General features: G+C 73.0%; 19 protein-coding genes. 13 read left to right on the forward strand and 6 right to left on the reverse strand.

Annotated features, from left to right (window positions below):
- The first annotated feature begins 62 nt into the window (after positions 1–62).
- Positions 63–2,387 carry a VanW family protein gene (locus JOF36_RS03175; RefSeq protein WP_245350652.1) on the forward strand — a complete coding sequence of 775 codons (2,325 nt, stop codon included), beginning with the start codon at positions 63–65 and terminating at the stop codon, positions 2,385–2,387.
- 168 nt (positions 2,388–2,555) lie between these two features.
- Positions 2,556–2,981, forward strand: a complete 426-nt coding sequence (locus JOF36_RS03180) for a CBS domain-containing protein (protein WP_210024929.1) — start codon at positions 2,556–2,558, stop codon at positions 2,979–2,981.
- 65 nt (positions 2,982–3,046) lie between these two features.
- Here JOF36_RS03180 and JOF36_RS03185 read toward each other — a convergent pair whose 3' ends face one another.
- Positions 3,047–4,885 carry an acyl-CoA dehydrogenase gene (locus JOF36_RS03185; protein WP_210024930.1) on the reverse strand — a complete coding sequence of 613 codons (1,839 nt, stop codon included), beginning with the start codon at positions 4,883–4,885 and terminating at the stop codon, positions 3,047–3,049.
- Positions 4,886–5,156: 271 nt separating this feature from the next.
- Between JOF36_RS03185 and JOF36_RS03190 the strand changes: the two genes are divergently transcribed.
- The 4 genes from JOF36_RS03190 to JOF36_RS03205 all read left to right on the forward strand — a co-directional run bounded on the left by JOF36_RS03190 (position 5,157) and on the right by JOF36_RS03205 (position 9,664).
- Positions 5,157–6,413 (forward strand): peptidoglycan recognition protein family protein, encoded by a 1,257-nt coding sequence (locus JOF36_RS03190; protein ID WP_210024931.1) that lies wholly within the window; start codon positions 5,157–5,159, stop codon positions 6,411–6,413.
- A 165-nt stretch (positions 6,414–6,578) separates the two neighbouring features.
- Positions 6,579–7,115, forward strand: a complete 537-nt coding sequence (locus JOF36_RS03195) for a VOC family protein (RefSeq protein WP_210024932.1) — start codon at positions 6,579–6,581, stop codon at positions 7,113–7,115.
- Positions 7,108–7,911, forward strand: a complete 804-nt coding sequence (locus JOF36_RS03200) for a MerR family transcriptional regulator (protein WP_245350654.1) — start codon at positions 7,108–7,110, stop codon at positions 7,909–7,911. The genes JOF36_RS03195 and JOF36_RS03200 overlap by 8 nt, the downstream gene beginning before the upstream one ends.
- Positions 7,912–8,041: 130 nt before the next feature.
- Complete coding sequence (locus tag JOF36_RS03205) at positions 8,042–9,664, forward strand: GMC oxidoreductase (protein WP_210024934.1); 1,623 nt, start codon at positions 8,042–8,044, stop codon at positions 9,662–9,664.
- A gap of 13 nt (positions 9,665–9,677) precedes the next feature.
- Here the strand turns inward: JOF36_RS03205 and JOF36_RS03210 are convergent, their stop codons facing one another.
- Positions 9,678–10,307, reverse strand: coding sequence for an IspD/TarI family cytidylyltransferase (locus JOF36_RS03210; RefSeq protein WP_210024935.1), 630 nt, complete (start codon positions 10,305–10,307; stop codon positions 9,678–9,680).
- A gap of 106 nt (positions 10,308–10,413) precedes the next feature.
- On the opposite strand from JOF36_RS03210, the gene JOF36_RS03215 reads away from it, so the two are divergent.
- Positions 10,414–13,266 (forward strand): LuxR C-terminal-related transcriptional regulator, encoded by a 2,853-nt coding sequence (locus tag JOF36_RS03215; protein ID WP_210024936.1) that lies wholly within the window; start codon positions 10,414–10,416, stop codon positions 13,264–13,266.
- A gap of 104 nt (positions 13,267–13,370) precedes the next feature.
- A complete protein-coding gene (locus tag JOF36_RS03220) occupies positions 13,371–14,417 on the forward strand; it encodes a zinc-binding dehydrogenase (RefSeq protein WP_307862188.1) in 1,047 nt (348 codons plus the stop codon).
- 25 nt (positions 14,418–14,442) lie between these two features.
- Here the strand turns inward: JOF36_RS03220 and JOF36_RS03225 are convergent, their stop codons facing one another.
- The 4 genes from JOF36_RS03225 to JOF36_RS03240 form a co-directional block, all read right to left on the reverse strand.
- Positions 14,443–15,927, reverse strand: coding sequence for a dynamin family protein (locus JOF36_RS03225; RefSeq protein ID WP_210024937.1), 1,485 nt, complete (start codon positions 15,925–15,927; stop codon positions 14,443–14,445).
- Entirely contained in the window at positions 15,924–17,729 is a 1,806-nt protein-coding gene (locus tag JOF36_RS03230; protein ID WP_210024938.1) for a dynamin family protein, read from the reverse strand. Before JOF36_RS03230 ends, JOF36_RS03225 begins: the two co-directional genes overlap by 4 nt.
- Positions 17,730–17,914: 185 nt before the next feature.
- On the reverse strand, positions 17,915–18,730 hold the full coding sequence (locus JOF36_RS03235; RefSeq protein ID WP_210024939.1) for an IniB N-terminal domain-containing protein: 816 nt from the start codon (positions 18,728–18,730) through the stop codon (positions 17,915–17,917).
- A gap of 118 nt (positions 18,731–18,848) precedes the next feature.
- Positions 18,849–19,682, reverse strand: coding sequence for a hypothetical protein (locus JOF36_RS03240; RefSeq protein WP_210024940.1), 834 nt, complete (start codon positions 19,680–19,682; stop codon positions 18,849–18,851).
- 265 nt (positions 19,683–19,947) lie between these two features.
- On the opposite strand from JOF36_RS03240, the gene JOF36_RS03245 reads away from it, so the two are divergent.
- From JOF36_RS03245 to JOF36_RS03265, 5 genes are all read left to right on the forward strand, one after another.
- Positions 19,948–21,906: an Hsp70 family protein gene (locus JOF36_RS03245; protein ID WP_210024941.1), complete on the forward strand. Its 1,959-nt coding sequence runs from the start codon at positions 19,948–19,950 to the stop codon at positions 21,904–21,906.
- Positions 21,907–22,190: 284 nt separating this feature from the next.
- Positions 22,191–22,538, forward strand: coding sequence for a hypothetical protein (locus JOF36_RS03250; protein ID WP_210024942.1), 348 nt, complete (start codon positions 22,191–22,193; stop codon positions 22,536–22,538).
- Between the two features lie 61 nt (positions 22,539–22,599).
- On the forward strand, positions 22,600–23,424 hold the full coding sequence (locus JOF36_RS03255) for a DMT family transporter (protein WP_210024943.1): 825 nt from the start codon (positions 22,600–22,602) through the stop codon (positions 23,422–23,424).
- 9 nt (positions 23,425–23,433) lie between these two features.
- Entirely contained in the window at positions 23,434–24,153 is a 720-nt protein-coding gene (locus tag JOF36_RS03260; protein WP_210024944.1) for an alpha/beta fold hydrolase, read from the forward strand.
- A gap of 43 nt (positions 24,154–24,196) precedes the next feature.
- Positions 24,197–24,535, forward strand: coding sequence for an MmcQ/YjbR family DNA-binding protein (locus JOF36_RS03265; RefSeq protein ID WP_210024945.1), 339 nt, complete (start codon positions 24,197–24,199; stop codon positions 24,533–24,535).
- The last annotated feature ends 7 nt before the right edge of the window (positions 24,536–24,542 follow it).

A 24,542-nucleotide genomic window follows, 5' to 3' on the forward strand; every position in this document is an offset into this window, starting at 1 on the left:
GGTCCGCCCGAGGCGTGCAGCACGGCCGGCTCGACGGCGGTGCGGAAAGGAAGCTCCACGTCATGCCCGAGCGTCAGTCCCCGCCCGGCGAGACCAGCGATCCCGCGGTGAAGCCCACCCCGGACGCGGGAACGGAGGACCACGGCACGGCCGGCACGTCGTCCGGTCGTCCGGTGATGTCCGCCCGTCGCCCGTCCCCCGGCCCGCGGGCCGGGAGTGACGCCGAGGCCGGTGCACGCCCGTCGCCGTCCCCCCGTCCGGCGGATCCGGCCGAGGCCGCCGAGAAGTCTCCGCCCGCCTCCCCCGCGGCGCGTTCCGTCGCAGGTCAGGCCGTCGACCCGAGTCCCGAAGCCGGCTCCGCCGGTGTCACGGCGGCCGAGACGAGGCCGATCGCGAACGCGCAGGCCGGTACGGAACGGCTCGGAGCTTCCGGGAACGAGAACGGCACCGCGGCCACCGGCGCACCGGCCGACCAGGGCGCCCCGCCGAGCGAACAGCGCACGCACGTCCTGCCGCGGGTCGCGCCGATCGCTGCGCAGGCGGACTCCGGCGGTTCGACCGAGCAGACCGAACGGATCCGGACCGGCGGCCCCGCCGCGTTCGGCCCGGCGCCGGGCGCGCCCGGTCCCGGTGGGCCGGGCGGTCCGGGTGGCCCAGACGGGCCCGGCCCGGCCGGCGGTGACTCCGGCGACGGTGACGGCGACGGCGACTCCGGCCGCAAGCGTCCGACCGGCCTGATCATCGCTGCCGCCGTGCTCGGTGTGCTGGTCCTCGGCTATGTCGGTGACCTGGCGTTCTCCTCGGGCAGCGTTCCGCGCGGCGTCACCGTCGCCGGGCAGGAGATCGGCGGGATGTCCCGTGCCGCGGCCACCGAGAAGCTGCAGGCCGCCATCGAGCCGCGTTCCTCGGCCCCGGTGCCGGTGCAGGCCGGTGAGGTCCGGAGCGAGATCGACCCGAAGGCCGCCGGCCTGCAGGTCGACTACGAGCGCACCCTGGACGAGGCGGGCGAGCAGCCGCTGAACCCGATCACCCGGATCTCGTCGTTCTTCACCGACCGCGACGTGCAGGTCATCAACTCCGCCGACGACCGGGCCGTCCGGACCGCGCTGGAGCAGATGGCCCCGCTGGTCATGAAGGAGCCGAAGGAGGGCACGGTCGAGTTCGAGGGGCTCACCCCGGTGCCGGTGGAGCCCGAACCGGGCCAGCAGCTCGACGTCGAGGCGGCCATCGGAGTCGTCGAGCAGCAGTGGGCCTCCGGCCGGCCGGTGCAGCTGCCGTTGATCGTCGAGCAGGCCGTCACCACCCCCGCTGACGTGCAGCAGGCCATCGAGGAGGTCGCGAAGCCGGCCGTCTCGGGCCCGCTGACGATCACGGGTGAGGGCTCGAACGCCACGATCCCGCCAGAGGACATCGCCAAGGCGCTCAGCTTCACCGCGGACCCGCAGGGCACGGCCAAGCTCAAGCCGGTGATCGCGAACAAGACCCTCGAGGACTCGGCGAAGCCGCAGCTCGAGAGCACCGAGAAGCCGGCCGTCGACGCCCGGCTCGACTTCGCCTCGACCCCGCCGAAGGTCATCCCGTCCCAGGACGGCCGCGGCATCGACTACGACGCGACGTTCACCAACCTCCTGCCGATCCTGACCGGTGAGGGCCCGCGCCAGGTGGCCGCGATCTACGCGCAGAAGCCGGCCGAGATCACCACGGCGGACCTGGAGTCCCTGGGCAACGCCGGCGAGATCGGCAGCTTCACCACGGGTGGGTTCGCGGCGGACTCCGGCCAGAACATCAAGCGGGCCGCCGAGGCCATCGACGGCCAGATCATCCAGCCCGGCGAGACGTTCAGCCTGAACGAGGTGACCAACCCGCGGAACCTGGCCAACGGCTACGTCGAGGCGGGCATCATCGAGGACGGGCACCCGGCCCGCGGTGTCGGCGGCGGTGTCTCCCAGATCGCGACGACGCTGTACAACGCGTCGTACTTCGCCGGGATGACCGACGTCGAGCACAAGGAACACAGCTACTACATCAGCCGCTACCCGGTGGCCCGCGAGGCGACGGTCTTCAACAACCTGATCGACGTCAAGTTCCGCAACGACGGCCCGACGGCAGTGCTGATCAAGACGGCCTGGACGCCGAGCAACGTCACGGTGACCTTCCTCGGGCAGAAGATGTGGGAGGTCTCGTCCTCCACGGGGCCGCGGACCAGCCCGACCGAGCCGCAGCTCGTCAACATCCCGGCCGGGGAACCGTGCAGCCCGAGCAACGGGTCGCCGGGCTTCACCGCGACCGACACCCGGACCATGCGCAACGTGCAGACCGGGGAGACGAAGAGTGACACGCGGACGGTGAAGTACAACCCTCAGCCGATCGTGCGTTGTGGCGGCTGATCCGGTGATCGTCGGCCTCAGGAGCTGACGAGAGCCGCATCACATTCGTACGCTGATCCCTTCTGCGCTGATGCTCCGGCCATCGACCGGCCGGGGCATCAGCGCTGAGGCTCCGGCCCTCGACCGCCGGGGCCTCAGTCGATGACGAGCGAAGGATCGGGGTACCGGATGCGGATCGCGGACGTGCTCAAGGGCAAGGGGAGCTCGGTGGCCACCGTGTCACCCGACGACGAGGTCACGGTGGTGCTGCGCTTCATCGCCGAGCGGAACCTCGGTGCACTCCCGGTCGTCGACGGCGATCGGCTCGTCGGCATCGTCTCCGAGCGGGACGTGGTGCGCAGGCTGCACCAGCAGGGCGCCGCGCTGCTGACCGCGCGGGTGTCCGAGGTGATGACCTCGGACGTGGTCACCTGCTCGCCCGAGGACAGCGTCGGTGATCTCGCGCAGGTCATGACCGAGCGCCGGGTCCGGCACCTCCCGGTGATCGTGGACGGCGCACTGGCCGGGATCGTCTCGATCGGTGACCTGGTCAAGGCCCGGATCGACATGCTGGAGCAGGAACGCGAGCAGCTGGAGAGCTACATCGCGCAGTAGCCGGAGAAGGCCCCGGGCGGGGAGTCCGCGCCCGGGGCCCGGTCCCCCGGGTCAGTACCCCGTCACTAGAAGGCCGCCTCGTCCAGCTCCATCAGCGCGTTGTCGGCGTTCTCGACGATCGCCTTCTCCGAGGTCAGGCGCGGCAGCACGGTCCTGGCGAAGAACGACGCGACGCCGACCTTGCCCTCGTAGAACGCGCGGTCCTTCGCCGGCACCCCGTCGGTACCCAGCGCCTCGAGCGCCACGGTGGCCTGGCGCAGCAGCAGCCAGCCGACGAGCAGGTCACCGACCGCCATCAGCAGCCGCACGGTGTGCTGGCCGACCTTGTACAGGTTCTTCACGTCCTCGGCGGAGGAGTAGAGGAAACCGGTCAGCGCGCCGAGCATCCCCTGGACGTCGGTGAGCGCGGTGCGCAGGAGCTCGCGCTCCTCCTTGAGCCGGCCGTTACCCGCGTCGGAGTCGATGAAGGCCTGCACCTCACCGGCCACGTGGGCCAGTGCCTGCCCGTTGTCCCGGACGATCTTGCGGAACAGGAAGTCCTGGGACTGGATCGCGGTCGTGCCCTCGTACAGGGAGTCGATCTTCGCGTCCCGGATGTACTGCTCGATCGGGTAGTCCTGCAGGAAGCCCGAGCCGCCGAGGGTCTGCAGCGACTGCACCAGCTGCTCGGTCGCCCGCTCCGAGCCGACGCCCTTGACGATCGGCAGCAGCAGGTCGTTGACCTTCTCCGCGAGCTCGGTGCTGATCCCACCGCCCTCGCCGCCGAGCCGGATCCGGTCCTGGAAGGTGGCGGTGTAGGTGTAGACGGCGCGCAGGCCCTCCGCGTACGCCTTCTGCAGCATGAGGCTGCGGCGGACGTCCGGGTGGTGGGTGATCGTGACCCGCGGCGCGGTCTTGTCGGTCATCCGGGTCAGGTCGGCGCCCTGGACCCGCTCCTTGGCGAACTCCAGTGCGGTCAGGTAGCCGGTGGACAGCGTGCCGATGGCCTTGGTGCCCACCAGCATCCGGGCGTACTCGATGACCTGGAACATCTGCGCGATGCCGTCGTGCACGTCGCCGAGCAGCCAGCCGACGGCCGGCGTGTCGTGTGCACCGAAGGTCAGCTCGCATGTGGTGGAGGCCTTGAGCCCCATCTTGTGCTCGACGTTCGTGACGAAGGCACCGTTGCGCTCGCCCGGCTCACCGGTCTCGGAGTCGAAGTGGAACTTCGGCACCAGGAACAGCGACAACCCCTTGGTGCCCGGCTTTCCGCCCTCGGGGCGGGCCAGCACCAGGTGCATGATGTTCTCGGTGAAGTCCTGCTCGGCCGAGGTGATGAAGCGTTTCACGCCCTCGATGTGCCAGGTGCCGTCCTCCTGCTGGACGGCCTTCGTGCGGCCGGCGCCGACGTCCGAACCGGCGTCCGGCTCGGTCAGCACCATCGTGGCGCCCCAGCCGCGGTCGATCATGAGCTCGGCCCAGCGCCGCTGCTCGTCGGTGCCGTTGCGGTGCATGATCCCGGCGAAGTTCGGCCCGGTCAGGTACATGAAGACGGCCGGGTTGGAGCCGAGCATCATCTCCGCGGCGGCCCACTGCACCGACGGCGGGATGCCGTAGCCACCCAGCTCGGTGGACAGGCCCAGACGCCACCACTCGCCGTCCCAGAGAACCTTGTAGGCGTCCTTGAGCTCCTGCGGCGTGGTGACCGAGAAGGTCTTCGGGTCGTACACCGGCGGGTTGCGGTCGATCGTCGCGTAGTGCTCGGCCAGCGGGCCGGTGCACACGGCGGACAGCTCGGACAACACGCCCTTCGCGGTGTCGAGGTCGACGCCCTCGAACTCGCCCGCGCCGAGGTGGTCCTGGACCCGGAAGACCTCGAAGAGGTTGAACTCCAGGTCTCGCAGGTTGCTCCTGTAGTGGCCCATCTGTCCTTCACCGCCGTTCCTGCCAGGGCCGATTCCGCTACCGGCCGGTAACTGACTCCAGAGTATTACTCACCGGTAACCGCGGCAAGCGGCGATCGCCGCCCGGCGCACCGACACCACCGGGTGACGTGATCGTCCGGCGCGCCCCCGGCCGGTTCGCCGTGCTGCTGATCGACAATGCCGTGACGCCAGAGACGGAGGGGACGGTCGTGGCGTATGGGGTTCCAGTGATGCCGGCAGTGGGTGCGTAGCCGGCCGGAAGGGCGGACGGATGGGTGAGCCGGAGGGATGGCCGCGGCTGAGCCGGCGGGTGGCTCTGGTCGCCGGTGCGGCGGCCGGTGCCGGGCTGGTCGTGCCGGGACTCGCGGGGCGCGGCTACGCGGCCGAGCCCCCGGTGCCGGGCGATCCTGCCCCGCCGTCGTCGTCGCGGGTGCCGGGTCCGTCCGAGGTGCCGGGTCCGTCGGAGGTGCCCGGTCCGTCGGAGGTGCCCGGTCCGTCGGAGGTGCCCGGTCCGTCGGAGGTGCCGGCGCCCGACGCGGGAGCCGGTGCCCTGGCCGAGCGGGTCCACGCGCCGCACATCGCGAACTGCCGTGAGTGGGGGGCCCGCGGGCCGAAGTACCCGCCGAAGATCTGGAACCAGCGACCGATCCGGATCCTGGTGCACCACACGGCCGGGCCGAACACCGCGGACTTCAGTGTCGCGGCCGCACACCGGATGGCGCGTGGCATCCAGGCGTACCACATGGACCACAACGGCTGGCTGGACTCGGGCCAGCACTTCACGATCTCGCGCGGCGGCCACGTCATGGAGGGGCGGCTCTGGAGCCTCGGTGAGCTGAACGGCGGCCGGCGCGTCGTCGAGGGGGCGCATTCGCCCGGTCAGAACGTGATCGCGATCGGGATCGAGAACGAGGGCACCTACATCGGCGACGGGCCGCCCCCGCCGCTGTGGGACTCACTGCGTGCGACGTGCGCCTACATCTGCGCGCAGTACGGCATCGCGCCGACCGAGCTCTACGGGCACCGCGACTACCGCAACACGATCTGCCCCGGCGACCGGCTCTACGGGATGCTGCCGCGGTTGCGGACCGAGGTCGCCGGCGTGCTGGGGCGGCGGCTGTCCCGTACCGAGGCGAGGAAGGCGAGCTGGCCGCTGCTGAACGAGGGCGACAAGGGGCCGCTTGTCGAGGCCGCCCAGTACCTGCTCCGGGACGCGGGGACGCTGCGCGGGAAGCCGGACGGTCGCTACGACGACCGCACCCTCGCGGCCGTCACCGACTTCCAGGTCGTGCACCGTGCCGACGACGTCAACGGCATCCTCGGGGGCGAGTCCTGGCCGGAGCTGGCCCGGACGGTGCGGGCGGGCGCGGAGGGCGACGCCGCCCGTGCGGTCGAGTTGCTGGCCGCGTACCGGAAGGTGGAGAGCGTGCCGGACGTCGTCGACCATCCGGTGTGGCAGAAGCTCCTCGGGACCGCAGGATCACCGGTCCCGACCGCGGAGGACCCGCCCGGAGTCCTCGACCGCTGACCGCGCCCGGCCACCGGCCAGAAGATCGACCGTTGTGGTGCGGGGCGAACGCCTCCCGTACGCCGCACTCCCGAACCGGTGATCACCGGTCACCCGGCTCCGGCGCGAACTTCTCCGTGCCCGGGGCTTGACCCTCACGCGGCGTGAGGCTCGAAGGTGAGGTCCATGAGCGACTACTACAACGCGTTCGAGATGAGCCCGGTGCCCGACCCCGGCCCGGATGCGGTCCCGCCGGAGCCGTTCCGTGGCATCTACGGAATGCCCGCGTTCGTGACGATCCCCACGGCCGATCTGCCGGCGTCGGTGGACTTCTGGTGTCGTGGGCTCGGGTTCTTCGAGCTGTTCGGCATCCCCGGCACGCTCGTGCACCTGCGCCGGTGGGCGTTCCAGGACGTACTCCTCGTCCGGGCGGAGAGCGTCCCGGAGCAGGCGCCGGCGATGAGCTTCAGTTTCGCGGGCGTGCTCAGCGAGGTCGACTCCCTCGTCGAGGCCTGTCGAGCGTTGCGTCCGGAGTCGGTCGACGGTCCCCGGGACACCCCCTGGAACACCCGCGACGTGGAGGTGATCACCCCGGAGAACGCGCGGATCGTCTTCACCGCGGCGAAGCCCTTCGATCCGGCGAGTCAGGAGGCGCGGAACCTCGAAGCCATCGGGATCAGCCCGCCGGATGCCGGCCGCGACGAGAATGTGGAGCATGCCTGATGCCACCGACGCCGATGGCCTGACCGTCGGTCAGATCTCGGCACGTCTGGGCGTGACGGTCCGCGCGCTGCACCACTGGGACGAGATCGGCCTGGCGCGGCCGTCGCTGCGCACGGCTTCCGGGTACCGGCTCTACACCGCCGGCGATCTGGAACGCCTGCACCGCATCGTCGTCTACCGGGAGCTGGGTCTCGGTCTGGACAGGATCCGGGCCGTCCTGGACGACTCGACCGCGGACGTGCCCGCCGCACTGCGCGCGCAGCGCAGCCAGATCGCCGAACGGGTCGCCCACCTCCGGCAGCTCAGCGCCGGACTGGACCGGATGATCGAGGCCCACGAGCGCGGCCTGCTGCTGACCGTCGAGCAGCAGGCCGCGGTCTTCGGCCCGCGGTGGGACCCGGACTGGCCCGCCCAGGCCCGCCGGCGCTACGGGAACACGACGCAATGGCTGCAGTACGCCGAAGGCTCGGCCGCACGTGGTCCGGAGGAATGGCAGGCCGTCGCCGACGCCGTTTCCGAGCTCGACCGCGCTCTCGGGGACGCGATGGACGCCGGCGTCACACCCGGTAGCCCGGAGGCGGATCGACTCGTCGAACGGCACCGCGACGTCTTCGCCTCGTACTTTCCGCTCACCCGGCAGATGCAGGTCTGTCTCGGGCGCAGGTTCGAGGCCGATCCGGAGTTCGCCGCCCACTACGACGGCATCCGCACCGGCCTGGCCACCTGGTTCCGGCGGATCGTCGACGCGAGCGCGCGCGCCCACGGCATCGATCCCGACACCGCGACCTGGGAGTAGCACCTGGCCGCTCCGGTAGGCGGTGACGGTCCACACTCGACCCGCTACGGACAGTGGTTTCCCGGTCGGTAACGTGCGCGCCCGACAGGCGTCCGTTCAGCTGTCCGAGCCTGCCGAGGGGAGCCCGGAAGTGCGCACGATCAGCCGCCGGTCCGTGCTGACCGGAGGGGCCGCCGTGGCCGGGCTCGGTCTTCTCGGCGGCGTCGCCGCGGCCGCACCGTCCCGGATCCCGGTCACCCGCGAGGAACACCGCGTCGTCGTGGTCGGCTCCGGGTTCGGCGGCGGGGTCACCGCCCTGCGGTTCGCCGAGGCCGGGGTGCCGGTGCTGGTCCTCGAACGCGGGCGGCGCTGGCCCACGGGTCCGGGCGCCGACACCTTCGCCCGGCCGACCCGCAGCCCCGACGAGCGGATGTTCTGGCTGGGTTCGGTCACCGACCCCCTGGACCCGGTCGTCGATCCGCTCTCGTTGCTGCTCGGCCGGACCGTGCCCGGCCTGCCCGCCCCGCTCGGACGCTACGTCGGCGTCCTGGAACGGGTGTCCGGCGTCGGCATGGACACGTTCTGCGCGGCCGGGGTGGGTGGCGGTTCGCTGCTCTACCAGGGCATGTCGCTGCAGCCCACGCGCGAGGTCTTCGACGCGACGATGCCCGCCGAGCTCGACCACACCCTGCTCGCCCGGGAGCACTACCCGCGGGTGGCCCGGATGCTGCGGCTGGCCACGGCTCCGGACGAGCTGATCGAGAGCCCGACCTATGCCGCCGCGCGGATCTTCGAGCGCAACGCCGGGGCCGCCGGCTACGAGGTCGAGAAGATCCCGATGCCGATCGACTGGGACTTCGCGCTGCGCGAGCTCCGTGGGGAGATGGCGCCGTCCTACATCAACGGCGACTGCTCGTTCGGTGTCAACAACGGCGGCAAGCACACCGTCGACGTCACCTACCTCGCCGCCGCCGAGGCCACCGGCCTGGTCACCGTGGCACCGCAGCACCAGGTCACCGACGTCGCCCGCACACCGGACGGCCGCTGGGAGGTCCACGTCGACCGGATCGCCACCGACGGGACCACCCTGGAGAAGAAGATCCTCACGGCGTCGGCGCTCGTCCTGTCGGCCGGCACGGCGAACACGAACCGGCTGCTGCTGCGCGCCCACGAGCACGGCACGATCCCGGATCTGCCGGACGGGCTCGGGGAGAACTGGGGCACCAACGGCGACCGGATCTGCACCTGGACCTCGCTCACCGACGACTTCGGCACGCCGCAGGGCGGGCCCGTCGTCTACGGCAGCAAGGACTGGGCCGACCCGGCGACCGCGAACACCGTCATCCAGGCCTCACTGCCCCCGCTGCCGGACCTGCGGACCACGATGATCGTCGGCTACGGGGTCAGCGACGGCCGCGGCACCTACCGCTGGGACCCGGTCCGGCAGGAGGCCGTCCTGCACTGGCCGCGCGACGGCGACGCGACACTGACCCGCCGCATCCACGAGCGGATGGACCGGATCACCGGGCCCGGCGGGGCGTTCGCCGACACCACCTACGCCGTCCCCACGACGTGGCATCCGCTGGGTGGCGCCTGCATCGGGACGGTGTGCGACACCGCGGGCCGGGTGCACGGCCAGCGCGGGCTCTACGTGCTCGACGGCTCGCTGATGCCGGGGACGACCGCGGCCTGCAACCCGTCGATGACGATCGCCGCGGTCGTCGAGCGGGCCACCGACGAACTCGTCTCGACGGACGCCGGGACGGTTTTCTAGACAGGACGGCCTGCTACACGAGCCTGCGCACGACCGCCAGGTCCTCGGCCCTCGCGACGTGCAGGTTCGCCGGGTCTCCGGGCACCGTGACGACCCGATGGCCGAGTGCGGCGAGCATCCCGGAGTTCTCGACCGGTCGCGGCGCGCCGGCGTGCGCGGCGCGCAGCACGTCCGCGCGGAACGCCTGCGGGGACTGGGTGATCACCGTGTCCTGTTTGGGCAGCGTCTCGACCACCACGCCGTCCACCACCCGCTGCACGACCTCCAGCATCGGGATCACCGGCACCGCGCCGTCCGCGCCGTCGCGCACCGCCGTGATCACGCCGGTGAAGATGCGGTCCGTGGCCAGCGGGTGTGCCGGATCGGCGAGCACCAGGATCCCGGCGTCGTCCGGGACCGCGGCCAGCCCGTTGCGCAACGACGACGACTGGTGGTCGCCCCCGACGGCCAGCGCGTCGACCGGCTCACCGTCCCACTCCACACCGGGCGGCAGCACCAGCGCGACCCGGTCGCAGGTCCGTCGTGCCGCCCCGACCGTGCGGTCGACCAGCCGGTATCCGGCCAGCTCCTCCAGTTGCTTGAGGCGCCCGTAGCGGGTCCCGGTACCGCCGGCCAGCACGATGGCCCACACCTCGTCACGCACTCCGGTGATCCTGCCCGGGGCTCGGGCGGAACCGGGCACCGGACCCGATAGCCTCGATCATCCGTCGGCGAAGGACGACCCGATCGGGTGACGGCGAGGAGGCGGCGTGAGCACTGCGGCACCGGCCGGTACGGCCTCGGTCCCGGGCGCGTCCGCGGCCGACCCGCTCGCCGGCTCCCCGGCCTCGATCGCGCTGGTCCGCGCGGTCGCCGCGAATCCCACCGAGCCCCGGACCGTCGCCGTCACCGGCCCTGCCGGGGCCGGGAAGTCCACCGTGCTGCGGGCACTGGCCCGGGCCTGGACCGACGCCGGCGAGGACGTCGCCGAGGCGGGTGCGTCCCCGGAGTCGGTGGTCGTCGTCGACGACGCGCACGAGCTCGGCGACGACGAGCTGGACCGGCTCCGCAGGCTCGCCGACCGGCCCGGCGCGCGGATCCTGGTGGCGTTCCGGCCCTGGCCGCGCGGGCGGGCGCTGGCCCGGCTCGGTGCTGCGCTCGCCGGTGGTGCGCCGCCGCTGGTGCTGGGGGCGCTGGACGTCGCGGGAGTGGCCGCGCGGTCCGTGCGGATCACCGGGAGCCACCTGCCCGAGGACGCCGCCCGCGCCGTCCTGGAGCGCACGGCCGGTTCCCCGATGCTGGTCGACCGGCTGCTCGCCGCCGGGTCGACGACCGGAGGCATCCCGCCGCAGCTCACCGAGCAGATCGGGTACGTGGTCGACGCCGAGGACCCCCGGGTGGTCGACATGATCACCGCGGTCGCGCTCGGCGCCCCGTCGGACAGTGAGGTACTGGTCCCGCTACTCGGCCTGGCCGACGCCGCCGGGAGCGGCATCGACGAGCTCGACGAGCTGGTGCAGCGCGCCGTGGCGGCCGGGTTGTGCACTCCGGACGGCCGGGTGGTGCCGCTGGTCGGAGAGGCCGTCCGGTCCCGGGTCGCGCCGGCCCGGCGCACCGAGCTGCGCCGCACGCTGGCCGAGATCGAGCTGGAGCGCGGGGGCAGCGTGCTCGCCGTCGCCCGCACGTTGCGCCGGGCCGGCGCGACCGGCGACCGGGCCGCGGCGGTGTTCGTGGCCGCGGCCGCCGAGGCCGCCCGGCAGGAGCATCCGGACGCCGTCCGGTTCTACGCCGAAGCCGTCACCGCCGGGACACCGCCGCTGACCGTGGCCGCACGCCGGGCCGAGGCGCACCTGGTCGCCGGTGATCTCGACGGGGCGCTCGCGCACGCCGACGCCGTGCTGTCCGCGACCGACGCCGTCGAACCGGAGGACGCCGTGCGGGCCGGGTCGGTGGCTGCCGCCGTGCTGGCCCGGCGGGGTCTGCTGGCCCGCAGCGCCGAGCTGTACCGGTGGACGGCGGCCGTCACCGGTGAGCGCCCGCCCGCCACGGCCGTCCCGGTGCTGATCGGGACCGGTGCACTGGAGGAGGCCCGGGAGATCCTCGACGCCGGCGGTGTCGCCCCCGGGCGGGCACCGACCCTCGTCGACGGCGCCGACGACCTCACCGCCCGCGGGATGCTGGACTCGGTGCAGGGCTCGCCGACGGCAGCGCTGTCCGGTCTCGCCCGGGCCGCCGGGTTGCTGGAGAGCGCCCGCGGCGCCGCGCTGCTTCCGGACACCCCGGCCGCGCTGGCCGCGCTGGTCGCGGTGCACACCGGTGAGTTCGACGTCGCGGCGTCGGTGCTGCACCGGGCGCTGCGTACCGGGCTCGGTGGTACACCGGCCCGCCCCCGGCACCGGCTGCTGCTGGGCTGGATCGGGTTGCTGCGCGGCGCCACCGGATCGGCCGAGGAGCGGCTCGCGGCCGTCGATGCGGAGGCCGTCCGGGCGGGGCGGCCGCTGGAGCCGCGCGACGAGTTCCTCGCCGCCGCGCTGCAGGTCGCGATCGCGCGCCGCAACTCCGATCTCGGTGCCCTGATGCGCGCCTGGACCCGGGCCCGGCAGGCGATCGTCCGGCACCCGGTGGATCTGTTCGTGCTGCAGCCGCTCGGTGAGCTCGTCACGTCCGCCACCCGGCTGCGTGAGGAGAGCTGGGTCGCGCCGCACCTGGCCGAGGCGACCGCGCTGCTGGACCGGCTCGGTCATCCTGCGCTCTGGTCCGCGCCGTTGCACTGGGCTCAGCTGCAGGCCGCGGTACTGGTCGACGACGTCGACGCGGCCCGCGCGCACACCGCCGCGCTCGAGGCGGCGGCCGGCGGCAGCCGGTTCGCGCACGCGATGGCGATCGCCGCGCCGCACTGGGTCGGAGTACTGGAGAGCCGGATCGACCCGGAGGCCGTCGAGGCCGCGGCCCGCGGGTTGCACGCCGTCGGGCTCTCGTTCGACGGCGGCAGGCTCGCCGGGCAGGCCGCCCTGCGGACCGACGACCGGCGCGCGGTGTCCGCGCTGCTGGCGTGCGCGCGGGCACTGCAGGTGGCGGGCGCGGACGTCCGCTCCGGCGGAGCCGACCGCCCGGTGACCGGTGCGAACCCCGCGCCCGGTCCGGGTGCCGCGACCGGCAGCACCGCCGCCGGCGAGCACGGTGATTCCGGTGAGCACGGTTCCGGCGAGCACGGTGCCGGTGGCCACGGTGCCGGCGAGCACGGTGGCGCCGGCGAGCACGGTGGTTCTGGTGGACCGGAGGCAGCCGGACGGCCCGGTGCGGCCGCCGCTCCGGCCGGCCGGTCCGGGCCGGGCGTTCCGCACCGTGCAGGCGGGAACGGGGCCCCCGGATCCGATCACCGGGCGGGCGGCGCGCCGGCCACGGCCGGGCGGGCGACCGCGGCGCCCTCGCTGCTGTCCGAGCGTGAGCTGGAGGTCGCCGAGCTCGTCGTGCAGGGGCGCACGCAGAAGGAGATCGGCGAGGCGCTGTTCATCTCGGCGAAGACCGTCGAGCACCACGTGGCGCGGATCCGCCAGCGGCTCGGGGCAGGCAGCCGCAGCGAGCTCCTCGCCCACCTGCGCCGGATCCTGGACGCGCGCTAGCGATATCGGGCCCACGGTCGCGCTGCCCGGGTCCTCCCTTGCACTCACAGACCTGTGTACCTATGGTCGGCATCGAACTTCACAGATCGGTGTAGGAGGTTGTGGTGACGGGCACGATGACGGCTGCGGTGCTGACCGGCTTCGGTGGCCCGGAGGTGTTGCAGGTGCGCACGGTGCCGGTGCCGCAACCGGGACCGGGTGAGGTGCGGATCCGGGTGTCGGCGGCAGCGGTGAACAACACCGATGTGTGGACCCGCCAGGGTGCGTACGGGCTACCCGGGCAACCGGAGGCCCTGGCCGGCTGGCGCGGCACGGTGCGGTTCCCGCGCATCCAGGGCGGCGACATCGCCGGCACCGTGGACGCCGTCGGCGCCGGGGGCGACCCCGGCCTGGAGGGGCGCCGGGTCCTGGTGGATCCCGCGCTCTACGACCGCTCGGGGCCCGACGCGAACCCGGTCGGGTTGCTGGGCAGCGAGGCCGACGGCGGCTTCGCCGGCTACGTGGTGGCCGCCGCCGACCGGGTGCACGACGTGACCGGCTCGCCACTGAGTGACGAGCAGCTGGCCTGCTTGCCGGTCTCCTACGGCACGGCCATGGGCATGCTGGAGCGCGCCCGGATCACCTCCGGGGAGACGGTGCTGGTCACCGGGGCCTCCGGCGGGGTGGGGCTGGCGCTGGTCCAGCTCGCCGCCGCGCGCGGTGCCCGGGTCGTCGCCTCGACCAGCCGGGCCAAGAGCGAGCTGGTCCGCCGGGCCGGTGCCGACGAGGTGATCCACCGGGACGACGGGGACCTCGCCGCCTCGGTCGCCAGGGCCGCGCCGGACGGACTCGACGCCGTCGCCGACGTCGTCGGTGGTGACGCGGTGGGTTCGGTCCTGCCCGCGCTCCGCGACGGCGGGAGATGGGTGATCGCCGGTGCCCTCGGCGGGGCGGTGATCGGTCTCGACCTGCGGCGGCTGTACCTGCACAACATCGCGCTGATCGGCTCGTCGATGCACACCCCGGCGCACTTCGACCGGCTCGCCGGGATCGCCCGGACCGGCTCCGTGCAGCCCCGCGTGGCCGCCTGCCACGCGCTGACCGGCATACACGCCGCCCAGCGGGAGTTCGCGCGCGGCGAGCACACCGGCAAGATCGTGGTGCTGCCCTGACGGAGCTGCCCGCGAGCGGGCGCGCTCAGTGGTGGGCGTGGTGACGGGCCGGGTCGGCCAGCAACCCTTCGCAGGACCGGACGACGATGCGCGCCGCCTCCGCCGAGGCCCGCCCGGTGAGCGGGCTCTCCGCCCGGCGCCGCCAGCGTCGCAGCGCCTCGGTGGCGGCCTCGTGCACCTCGCGGGGACCTGACTCGTCGCCGAGGCCGAGGCGGGCGTTCGCCGAGCCGCCGTCGCCGCCGAGCAGGAGCTCGGCGTCGGCCAGTGCCTCCGGCGGAAAGACGATCTTCCCCGCGCGCAGGTCGGACAGCGCTCGCAGCTCCACGAACTCGTGCGCCCCGGCAAGGATCCGCTCCACCTCGGCGCGCAGCCGGGCTCCGGCCGGGCGGGGCTCGCGAGTCAGCACCAGGTCCACCGCGAGCAGCGCCGAGCGTGACTTGAGCAGGTCCCGGCGTTCGGAGAACTGGGTGTCGAGCACCCGGCGCAGCTCGTCCAGACCGGACCGGCGGACCAGGTCGTCGGCCAGCGCGGTCGGGTCCTTCATGCCCTGCCGGATCAGCGTGGTCCCCAGCCGCACCCCGAACAGGCCGAACCGCTCCAGCAGCCGGACCCGGGTCGCGGCGTCCGGCCGGTCCAGCTCGCTGCGCCCGAAGCGGTCCGCCGACAGCAGGAGCGCCTCGACGTCGGCGCGCGGCAGCGCGGCCAGCTCGCTGAGCGCGACGAACTCGTCCTGGCGCATCGTCCGGGACGTCTCGGCGAGCAGCCCGGCGACCGCGACGACGGTCTGGCACAGTCCGCGCAGCTTGTCGTCGCTCCGGTAGCGGCGCGCGATCCGCCGGGCGGAGGTGAGCGCGTCGAGCCGGCCCACGCCGATCTCGTCGGCCCGCGACAGCACCGCGATGGTGTTCACCGGGGTCGCGCGGGCGACGCCGCGGTCGTGGAAGGACTCCAGGAACCGCACGTCACCCGCGTGCAGGTGGCGCATGAGGTAGACGACGGCGTCGGCGGGCGACGGCGCGTCCTCCGGGGTCAGGAACTCCCCCGCCCGGGCCGAGGTGTCGGTCGACAGCGACGCGATGCCCGGGGTGTCGATCAGGTTGGTGCGCCGCAGGTGCTGCGACGGCCAGTCGACCAGCAGCCGGTCCACCTGCTCGACCGGCATGCCCTGCAGATCGATCCGCAGTGCGCCGTCGCGGCGGGTCAACGTCAGCGGCCGCTCGGGATGGGCGGGGTCGCGCGGCCGCATCCGGACGCCGGGAGCGGGCGCGTCGGCGTACCAGGTGACGATCCGGGTGCACTCGCCCGCGTCGGTGGGCGCGATCCGTTCCCCGACGAGCGCGTTGAGCAGGGTCGACTTGCCCGCCTTGACCTTGCCGGCGATCGCCACGCGCAGCGGCTCGTCGAACCGGTCCAGGTGGTGGCGCAGCCAGCCGGCGGCCTGCGGGGAGTCGCCGTAGACCTCCAGGGCGGCGCGCAGCAGGGCCCGGGTCTGCTCGGTCAGGGTGCTCACGACGTCTCCACCGCCGCGGCCAGCTTCCGGGCCCGCTCGGCGAGCCCGTCGACGCGTTCCAGCTCCGACTCCAGATCCGCGACCCGCTTCTGCCGGGCGGCATCGTCCTTGACGGCCGTCTGCGCCGCAGCGACCGATCCCTTCAGCGACTCCGACAGCTCCTCGGCGAGCGCGGTGAAGTGGTCGCGCAGCTCGCGCTGGATCTGCCGCAGGTTGTCCCGCGAGTCCTTGCCGACCTGGAATGTCACCTCGTCGATGTGCCGCCGGACGGCGTTCTTGGCGTCCGCCTGGCGGCGCTGCACGAGCCGCTTCTTCTCGTCCCGGACGGTCTTCGCGCCGAACAGCAGCCCGGCCCCGACCGAGAGCGGGTTGAGCAGCGCGAACCCGGCCACGGTGGACGCGAGTCCGATCATCAGCAGACCGCCGTAGCCACCGCGCATGCCGACGAACAACTTCTGCCCGACGCCGAAGTTCTCCCCGACCGGCATCTCCAGCGCGTCGACCTTGCCGGCTACCGCGCCGCCGGCGATCCGCAGGTCGGGCAGCTGCACGTCGACGTCCTCGGCGAAGTGCTCGGCCACCTGCTCGGCCAGCCAGCGGGCCCGCTCGGTCGTCCACACGAAGTTCTGCGCGACCGCGTGCGAGACCTGCTTGTGGAACCACTCGGCGAACTGCTCCCAGATGTCGGCCGGGTCGGCGTCCTCCAGGAGCTGCTCACCGTCCCGGGAGACGGCGCGCAGCCGGTCGCGCAGGTCGTAGTCGATGTCGGCGATCAGGTCGGCGACGCCGTCGTTCAGCGTGGTCTGCCAGCGCGCCGACCGCTGCCGCAGCGCGTCCACCCGGGACCGGGCGGCCTCCAGCTCCGTCGCCAGCGCGCCGGCCTTCTCCGGGTCGTTCTGCGACATCAGCTCGGCGCGCATCCGCGACTCGAGCGCCTGGCAGGTGACGAGTACGTCCTGGCTGGTCGACCGGCGGCTCAGGTCGTCGGCCCGGGCGACCACCTTGCGCAGCAGGAAACCGACCAGCGCCTGGAACCCGGACTCGGCGATGAGGTCGAGGTCCTGGGTGCGGGCCGCGTGCAGTCGCAGCGCCGAGGACACCGGCAGCAGCGAGGCGTCGATGCGGGCGCGTGCGAGGTGACCCTCGTCGAGCTCGACGATGCGCCGCCAGTGGGGGTAGAGGTCGGTCTTCGTGACCACGCAGGCGACGTTCGGGCAGAGCTTGCGTGCCGCCTGCAGGAACTCGATCTCCGGGGCGGTGTACTCCTGGCTGGCGTCGGACACCAGCAGGACGGCGTCGGCGGTCGGCAGCGCGGACATCGTCGCCGCTCCGTGCGCGGAGCCCAGCCCGCCGACGCCGGGCGTGTCGACGAGAACCAGGCCGCTCTGCAGGAGCTTGCGCGGCAGGGTGACCTCGGCGCGGGTGAGGCCGGCCCGGTTGCCGGGGTTGCCGCCCTCCGAGACGTACTCGGCGAGCTTCTCCATCGGGACCGGGGTGCGCTCGGCGCGCTCGGAGCTCTCCCCCTCGCGCACCAGCGTGACCGTGGTGTCCTCGCCGTAGCGCACCATCGTGGGGACGGCGGTGGCGATGTCGTCGTCGACCGGGCAGACAGAGGCGTTGACCAGGGCGTTCACCAGCTGGCTCTTGCCCTGCTTGAACTCGCCGACGACCAGTACCCGCACCGCGGGGTCGGTCAGCCGGGTCTTCGCATGCTTCAGCCGGGGCGTCAGATCCGGGCGTTCATAGGCGGCGACCGCCTTCAGGGCAAGATCGACCAGGCCTACCGCTTCCGGTACCGCCACGCGTCGCGCCCCCCATCGCCCCGGAGCGGTCCGGGCACCGCTCGTCACGTTCCTGTCATGGATACACGAACGCCATCGGCCCCGGTCCCCCGCGGGTGGGTGACCAGGGCCGATGGGCCGTTCGGCGGTACTCGACCCTTCCGGCGGGCGAACCGTCCGTCAGGCGAGACCGTATCGCAGAGAGGTCAGAGCGACACGTCCGCGTCGGCGGCGACCTCGAGCTCGTTGTTCGAGAGCACGTCGCTGTTGAAGCTGTCGTCGTTGACGGTGCTCTGCGAGGAGTCGACCTGCTCGTTGAACGAGTCCTCGTAGGAGGTCGAGGTCTCGTTGGTCGTGGTCTCCTCGTCCGTGTTGAACGAGTCGTCGGTCGAGTGGTTGCCGGCGGCGTCGCCACCGAAGGAGACGCCCGCGCCGTCGTCGGCGGAGACGTCGCCGACGTCGTAGGCCGAGCCGTTGCCGAAGGCCACGGTGTTGTCGTCACCGGAGACGACCTGGTTGTCGTCGCCGACGATGTTGTCGTCGCCGGTGGTGATGGTGGAGTCCTCGATGTCCCCGCCGGCACCCACCGCGCCGTCACCGGACGCGACGACCGAGTTGGTCTCGATGTCCTGGTCGAAGTCACCGCCGCCGGTGTCGATGTTCTGGTTGATCGAGTTGTCGACGGTGGTGTCGCGGTCGTCGACGTTGTAGGTGTAGTGGTTGTTGGTCACGTACTTGTCGAGGTAGGTGACCGGGTCCTCGCCGGGCTCCGGGTGCTCGACCGGCGGCGGGGCCTGGTGGCCGCCACCGCTGCTGCCGCCACCGGTGTTGTAGTCGCGGTCGAACGAGACGTCGTCGTTGTCCTGGGCCAGGACGATGGCGTCGTGCACGTCCTCGGCGGAGACCTCGGACAGGCCGCAGGAGGCCAGGGCGCCCTGCGGGTCGTCCTTGAACTCGGCCAGCTTCTGCGGGTCGCGCAGCAGGTCCATGATGAACTGGATCAGCGACTTCTCGTCGGACATGGCGATCTCCTCAAGGGGTGTCGTCGCACTCGGGCGGGCGACGAAGGTGTGGAAGGGGGGAGGGGACGAGCGGGCCGGGTTCGCGTCCCGGCCCGCTCACCGAGGCAGTACCTGCCGGTCAGCCGACCGTCAGGTCGAGGTCCGCCTCGACGTCGTTGCCGGAGCCGACGCTGCTGTTGAAGCTGTCGGTGTTGGTGTTGCTCTCCGAGTCGTCGCTCGTGGTGTTGAACGAGTCCTCGAAGTCGGTCTCGGTGGTGTTGGTCGTGGTCGTGGTGGTCTCGTTGTACGAGTCCTCGACCGAGTCGTTGCCGCTGGCGTTGCCGCCGAAGGAGATGCCCGCACCGTTGTCGGCGGAGACGTCGCCGACCTCGTAGGCCGAACCGTCGCCGAAGGCCACGGTGTTGTCGTCACCGGACACGACCTGGTTGCCGTCGCCGACGATGTTGCCGTCGCCGGAGGTGATGGTGGAGTCCTCGATGTCCCCGCCGGCGGCCACGGCACCGTCGCCGGAGGCGGTCACCGAGTTGGTCTCGATCTGCTGGCGGAAGTCCCCACCGTCGGTGTCGACGTTCTGGTTGACCGAGTTGTCGACGACGGTGTCGCGGTCGTCGACGTCGTAGGAGAAGTAGTTGTCCTCGACGTGCACCTTCTCGTGAGTGGCGGCCTCGTGGTGGCCACCCTCCTTGCCACCGTCCTTGCCGCCGTCCCAGTCCCAGCCGCCCTTGCCGCCGTCGAAGCCGGTGTCGTAGTTCCGGTCGAACGAGACGGTGTCGTTGTCCTGCATCAGCACGATCGCGTCGTGGACGTCGTCCGGGGTGTACTCGTCCAGGCCGTAGTGGTGCAGGACGGCCTGCGGGTTCTCCTGGAACCAGTCGCGGAGCTGGATGCTCTCGGAGTCGCCGGCCAGCAGCTTCTTCAGGAAGTCGATCAGGGAGATGGATTCGGTCGCCATGGGGTGCCTCCGGGTTTCGGTGTGGGTACCGGCTCGAGGGGCGTCGGCCGGTGATGGGAATGACGTTAGGCACGCCGCCCGCGCCGGCCATCGGGGATCGCTCCGGGTCCCGATAGGGGCCGTTAGGGGATCGGCCCCCCACCGAGAATTGCTGTGCGGCATCGGTTAACAGCGCGGCGTCACGAACCGATTGCATCCGGGAAGGGCTACGACGCCCACCGCACGCGGCGAGTCGGGGGATTTGCCGTCGACGAGGGGAAGGGACATGTCCTACCTGCTCGGGATCGACCTGGGCGCGACCGCGGTGACTGCCGCGCTGCTCCCGGCGCGCGGGGGAGGCGCCGAGCCGTTCCGGCCCGAGCGCGGTGCCGCGTACGCGGTGCCGGCCGTGCTCGTGGCGACCCCGGCCGGTGACCTCCTCTGTGGCGAGGCCGCCCGGCGACGGGCCCCGGCGGACCCGGACCGGGTCGCGCGCGGGTTCCTCGCCCGGGTCGGTGACCCGACCCCGCTCTCCCTGGGTGGCGTCCCGTACCGCGCCGAGGACCTCTGCGCCCGCCTGGTCCGCCACCTGGTGGACGAGGTCGCGGCGGCCCACGGTGCGGGGCCGGCGCGGATCGGTCTCACTCACCCCGTCTCCTGGGGGCGGCACAAGCGGGATCTGCTGGCCGGGGCGCTCGACCGGTACGGCCTGACGGTCTCCCTCGTGGCCGCGCCGCAGGCCGTGGCGCTGGCCCACCGCACCGGGGCACCCGGTCACCGGCCGCTCGCCGTCGTCGACCTGGGCGGTCACGGCTCCACCGCGACCGTGCTGGCTCCGGCGGCACCCGGAGTGCTGCCGTCGATCACCGGGCCGTCTGCGGCGAACCACACCGGTGGCGCCGACATCGACGACGCGGTGTTCGACTTCGTCCGTCGCGCCACCCCGGCGTTCGACGCACTGGACGTCGACGACCCGCGGGTGCTCGCCGGCCTGACCGTCCTGCGCGACGAGTGCCGCTCCGCCAAGGAGATGCTGTCGCGCGACACCGTCGTGACCGTCCCGGTCGAGCTGCCGGGGATCCGGACCGCGATCCGGATCCACCGCTCGGACCTCGACGAGCTCGCCCGCCCGGCCCTCGAACCGGTCACCGGACTGGTCGAGGAGGCCCTCGCGGTGGCCCCGGACGCCGACGTGCTGCTCGCCGGCGGCGCCGCGCGGATGCCGATGGCCGTGCAGCTGCTCTCGGCGGAGCTCGGCCGGCCGCTGTCGGTCGCCGCCGACCCGGTGGGCGACGCGGCCCGTGGTGCCGCACTGGCCGTCGCACCGGGGGCCGGGCTGATCGACCTGCCCGGGCACTCCGGTTCGATCCGGATCCCGGCTCCACGCGAGCCGGAGCCGTCGCGTCCGCGGCAGACCGCGCTCCGCGGCGAGCGGGTTCCCGCCGCCGCGGTCGGACTGCTGGAGCCACCGACCGGCCCGCTCCCGCCGGGCGGTCCACGCCGGGGCGTCCCCGCTCCGTCCGGCCCCGCCGCGGGGCACGCCGGTGCGACGACACCCGGTTCCGGGCGGCACCGGAGTGCCCCCGCGCAGCCGGTCGCCCCCCGCCCCGAGCGCCCGGCCCCGGACACCGTCGTCAGGCGGGACACGGGTGCTCCGGCGGCGCCGCGCACACCGGCCCGGCAGCGGTTCCTGATGGGCGCCGGCGGCGTCGCAGGGGCCTCCCTGCTCGTCGGGGTGCTCATGTTCTGGCCGACAGGACAGGCCACGTTCGGTGAGCTCAGTGCCGCGCCCACGCTGCCGTCGACCTCGGAACCCGCGCCGGCACCCGTCGTACCGCCGGCTGCGGCACCCGAGGCCGGCGCCCCGGTCGGGCATGTCTCGCGTCCTGCCGACGCGACCGTCGCCGCCCGGAGCAGCACGTCCGCTCCGGTGAGCGAGCGGGCCCCGGCGGCCGGGCGGACGCCGGCGGCCGGGGCGGGAACGACGGAGCCGGCCGGTCCGGGAACCGTGGTCCCGGGCGGCGGGACCGCCGCCGCACCCGCCCCGCCGACGGCGCCGGTTCCGGCCCCGTCGTCCGCGCCGCCGGTCACGTCGCCCGCTCCGCCGACCCCCGCAGGTCCGTCCACATCCACTCCGGACACCGAGCCACCGCCGACTCCGGTCGAGGCCTCGGAGTCGTCGACGCCGACCCCTGCGACCCCCACTCTCGAGGCGACGACCACGACCCCGGATGCGATCGCGTGACCGCCCGGGGCGTCGCGCCTGAACGACCCGATCACCGAATGCGCTGCGACGACAGCGGCGAGTGACCCCCGCCCCGTCGGCACTCCGTGCGGGACGGGATGATTCGGACCGCCGGGCCGGCGTGGAACCGGGAGCCCCCACGCCGGCTCGGCCCTTATCGGGTCCCCCTCGCCCGGATTCTCGAAGGTGTGACCGTCGACGCGACGGGTCGCGTCGGCGCACCCACTCTGAGGTGGTAAAACTACGGTCGGTCGCGGGGTGGGCACGGTCTGAGGGGGCGCGCGGTGGCACGGTTGGCGGGGATGGTCATGGGGATGGCCGTGGGCGCCCTGGTGGTCGCGTACCTGGGTTTCGGGTGGCCGGTCCTGCTGCTCGGCGGACCGCTGCTCGTCGGCGTCGCGATCACCGTCCTGGTGCTGGTGCTGACCGAGCGTCCGCGGGCCCTGCTCCTCCGGCGGCGCGCCGCCGGCACCGGCGACTCCCCGTGGCGGAGCGCCGTCGAGCGCGGTGATCATGCCGACAGTGGACTGATGAGCGGCTTCTTCGAGGTCAGCCCGCAGCCGGCCGGCCTTCCCGCGCAGCGCATCGCCCCGTCGTCCGACGCCCGCCCGGCGGGAGCCCGCCGGCAGTAGGCGAGAATCGGGCGGTGCCGATCTTCGCGACCGCTCGTGCCCGGAGCCTCCGGGGGCGCCCGTGCTGATCGGGATGATCTTCGGCGCGCTGGCGATGCTCTGCAGCACGGTCGCGGCGATCCTGCAGGCCGATGCGGCCCGCCAGGGCGGCCGGACCAGCGCGGTGCTGACCCGCCCGCGCTTCGTCGGCGGAATCGGGATGGACATCGTGACCTGGCTCTGCCTGGTCGTCGCGCTGCAGTTCATCCCGATCTTCGCGGTGCAGGCGATGCTGGCCGGGGCGATCGCGCTGACGGCCCTCTACGCCCGGTACGTACGGGGCGAGTGGCTGCGCCCGGTGCACCGGCTCGCGATCGGCGCCAGCATGATCGGGCTCGCGCTGGTCGCGGGCAGCGCAGGCACCGAGCGCAAGGAGTCCCTGACCGGGTACGTCACCACGGTCGCCGTCCTGGTCGTGGCGCTGGTCCTGTTCATGGTGGTGACGCTGGTGATCCGGCGGGGCACCACGCCGTGGCCGTCGGCGGTGCTCGCCGGGCTCGGTCTCGGCGGGGGCTCGGTCTGCATCCGGGCCATGCACGTCTCCGAGGAGGCAGGCCTGTCCGGGTTGCTCTCGGAGCCGCTGGTCTACGTGCTGGCCGGGATGGCGGCGACCGGGCTCTACAACTACGCCCGCGCGCTGCAGCTGGGTGACATCGCGACCGTGACCGCGCTGTACATGGTGGTGCAGGTCGTGGTGCCCGGGATGGTCGGCATCACCCTGCTCGACGACACCGTGCGTCCCGGCGCGACGTGGATGCTCCTGCTCGGCCTGGCGCTGGTCGTCTACGGCACGTCGATCCTGGCGCGGCGCCGTCCGGAGAAGCGGACTCCCTCGCGGGTGACCTAATCTCCCCGCATGCCGTCGTTCGCCCGTCCCGATGCCGATCTGCACTACGAGGAGCACGGCGCCGGGTTCCCGATCCTGCTGATCGCGCCCGGTGGGATGCGGTCGGCGATCAGCGCCTGGGAGAAGGCGCCGTGGAACCCGGTCGCGCACCTCGCCGACCGGTACCGGGTGATCGCGATGGACCAGCGCAACGCCGGTGCCTCGGTCGGTCAGGTGCACGGCACGGACGGCTGGTCCACCTACACCGCCGACCAGCTCGCCCTGCTCGATCACCTCGGCGTCGACGAGTTCGCGGTGCTCGGCATGTGCATCGGCGGCTCGTACATCGCGAACCTGCTGGCCACCGCGCCGGAGCGGGTCCGCGCCGCCGTCACGCTGCAGCCGATCGGCCGCGCGGACAACCAGCACCGCTTCGAGGAGATGTTCGACGCCTGGAGCGCCGAGCTCGCGGCGGACCACCCGGAGGCGTCCGACGACGACTGGGCCTCCTTCCGGGCGAACATGTACGGCGGCGGCGGGATGCTGTTCTCCGTGCCCGACGAGGCGCTCGCCCGGTGCACGACGCCGTGGCTGGTCCTGATGGGCGGCGACGAGTTCCACCCGGAGTCGGCGTCGCGCCGGCTCACCGAGCTCGCTCCCGGTGCGGAGCTGGTGCAGCGGTGGAAGGCCGAGGAGTACGTCGCGGACGGGAAGGCCGCCGTCGACACCTTCCTGGCGAAGCACCTCTGATATCTCCACGACGGCGCCGCGCGGACACGGCACGATGAGCCGCATGCCGAGCTGGGACGACGTCGTACGCATCGGGTCCGCGTTACCGGAGGTGGAGGAGTCGACCTGGTACCGGACGCCGTCGCTGAAGGTCCGCGGCAAGGGTTTCGCCCGGCTCCGGAGCGAGGCCGAGGGGCTGCTGGTGCTGATGTGCTCGCTCGAGGAGAAGGAGGCACTGCTCGCCTCCGGTGATCCGGCGTTCAGCACCACCGCGCACTACGACGGCTACGGCGCGATCCTCGTCGACCTCGACCGGATCGACCCGGGGCAGCTCGCCGAGCTGGTCGAGGAGGCGTGGCGGCGCAAGGCCCCGGCGACCCTGCTGCGGAAGCACGACGCGTGAGGACGCG

It is taken from the genome of Pseudonocardia parietis (genome assembly GCF_017876315.1).
In the GTDB taxonomy this organism is placed as follows: domain Bacteria; phylum Actinomycetota; class Actinomycetes; order Mycobacteriales; family Pseudonocardiaceae; genus Pseudonocardia; species Pseudonocardia parietis.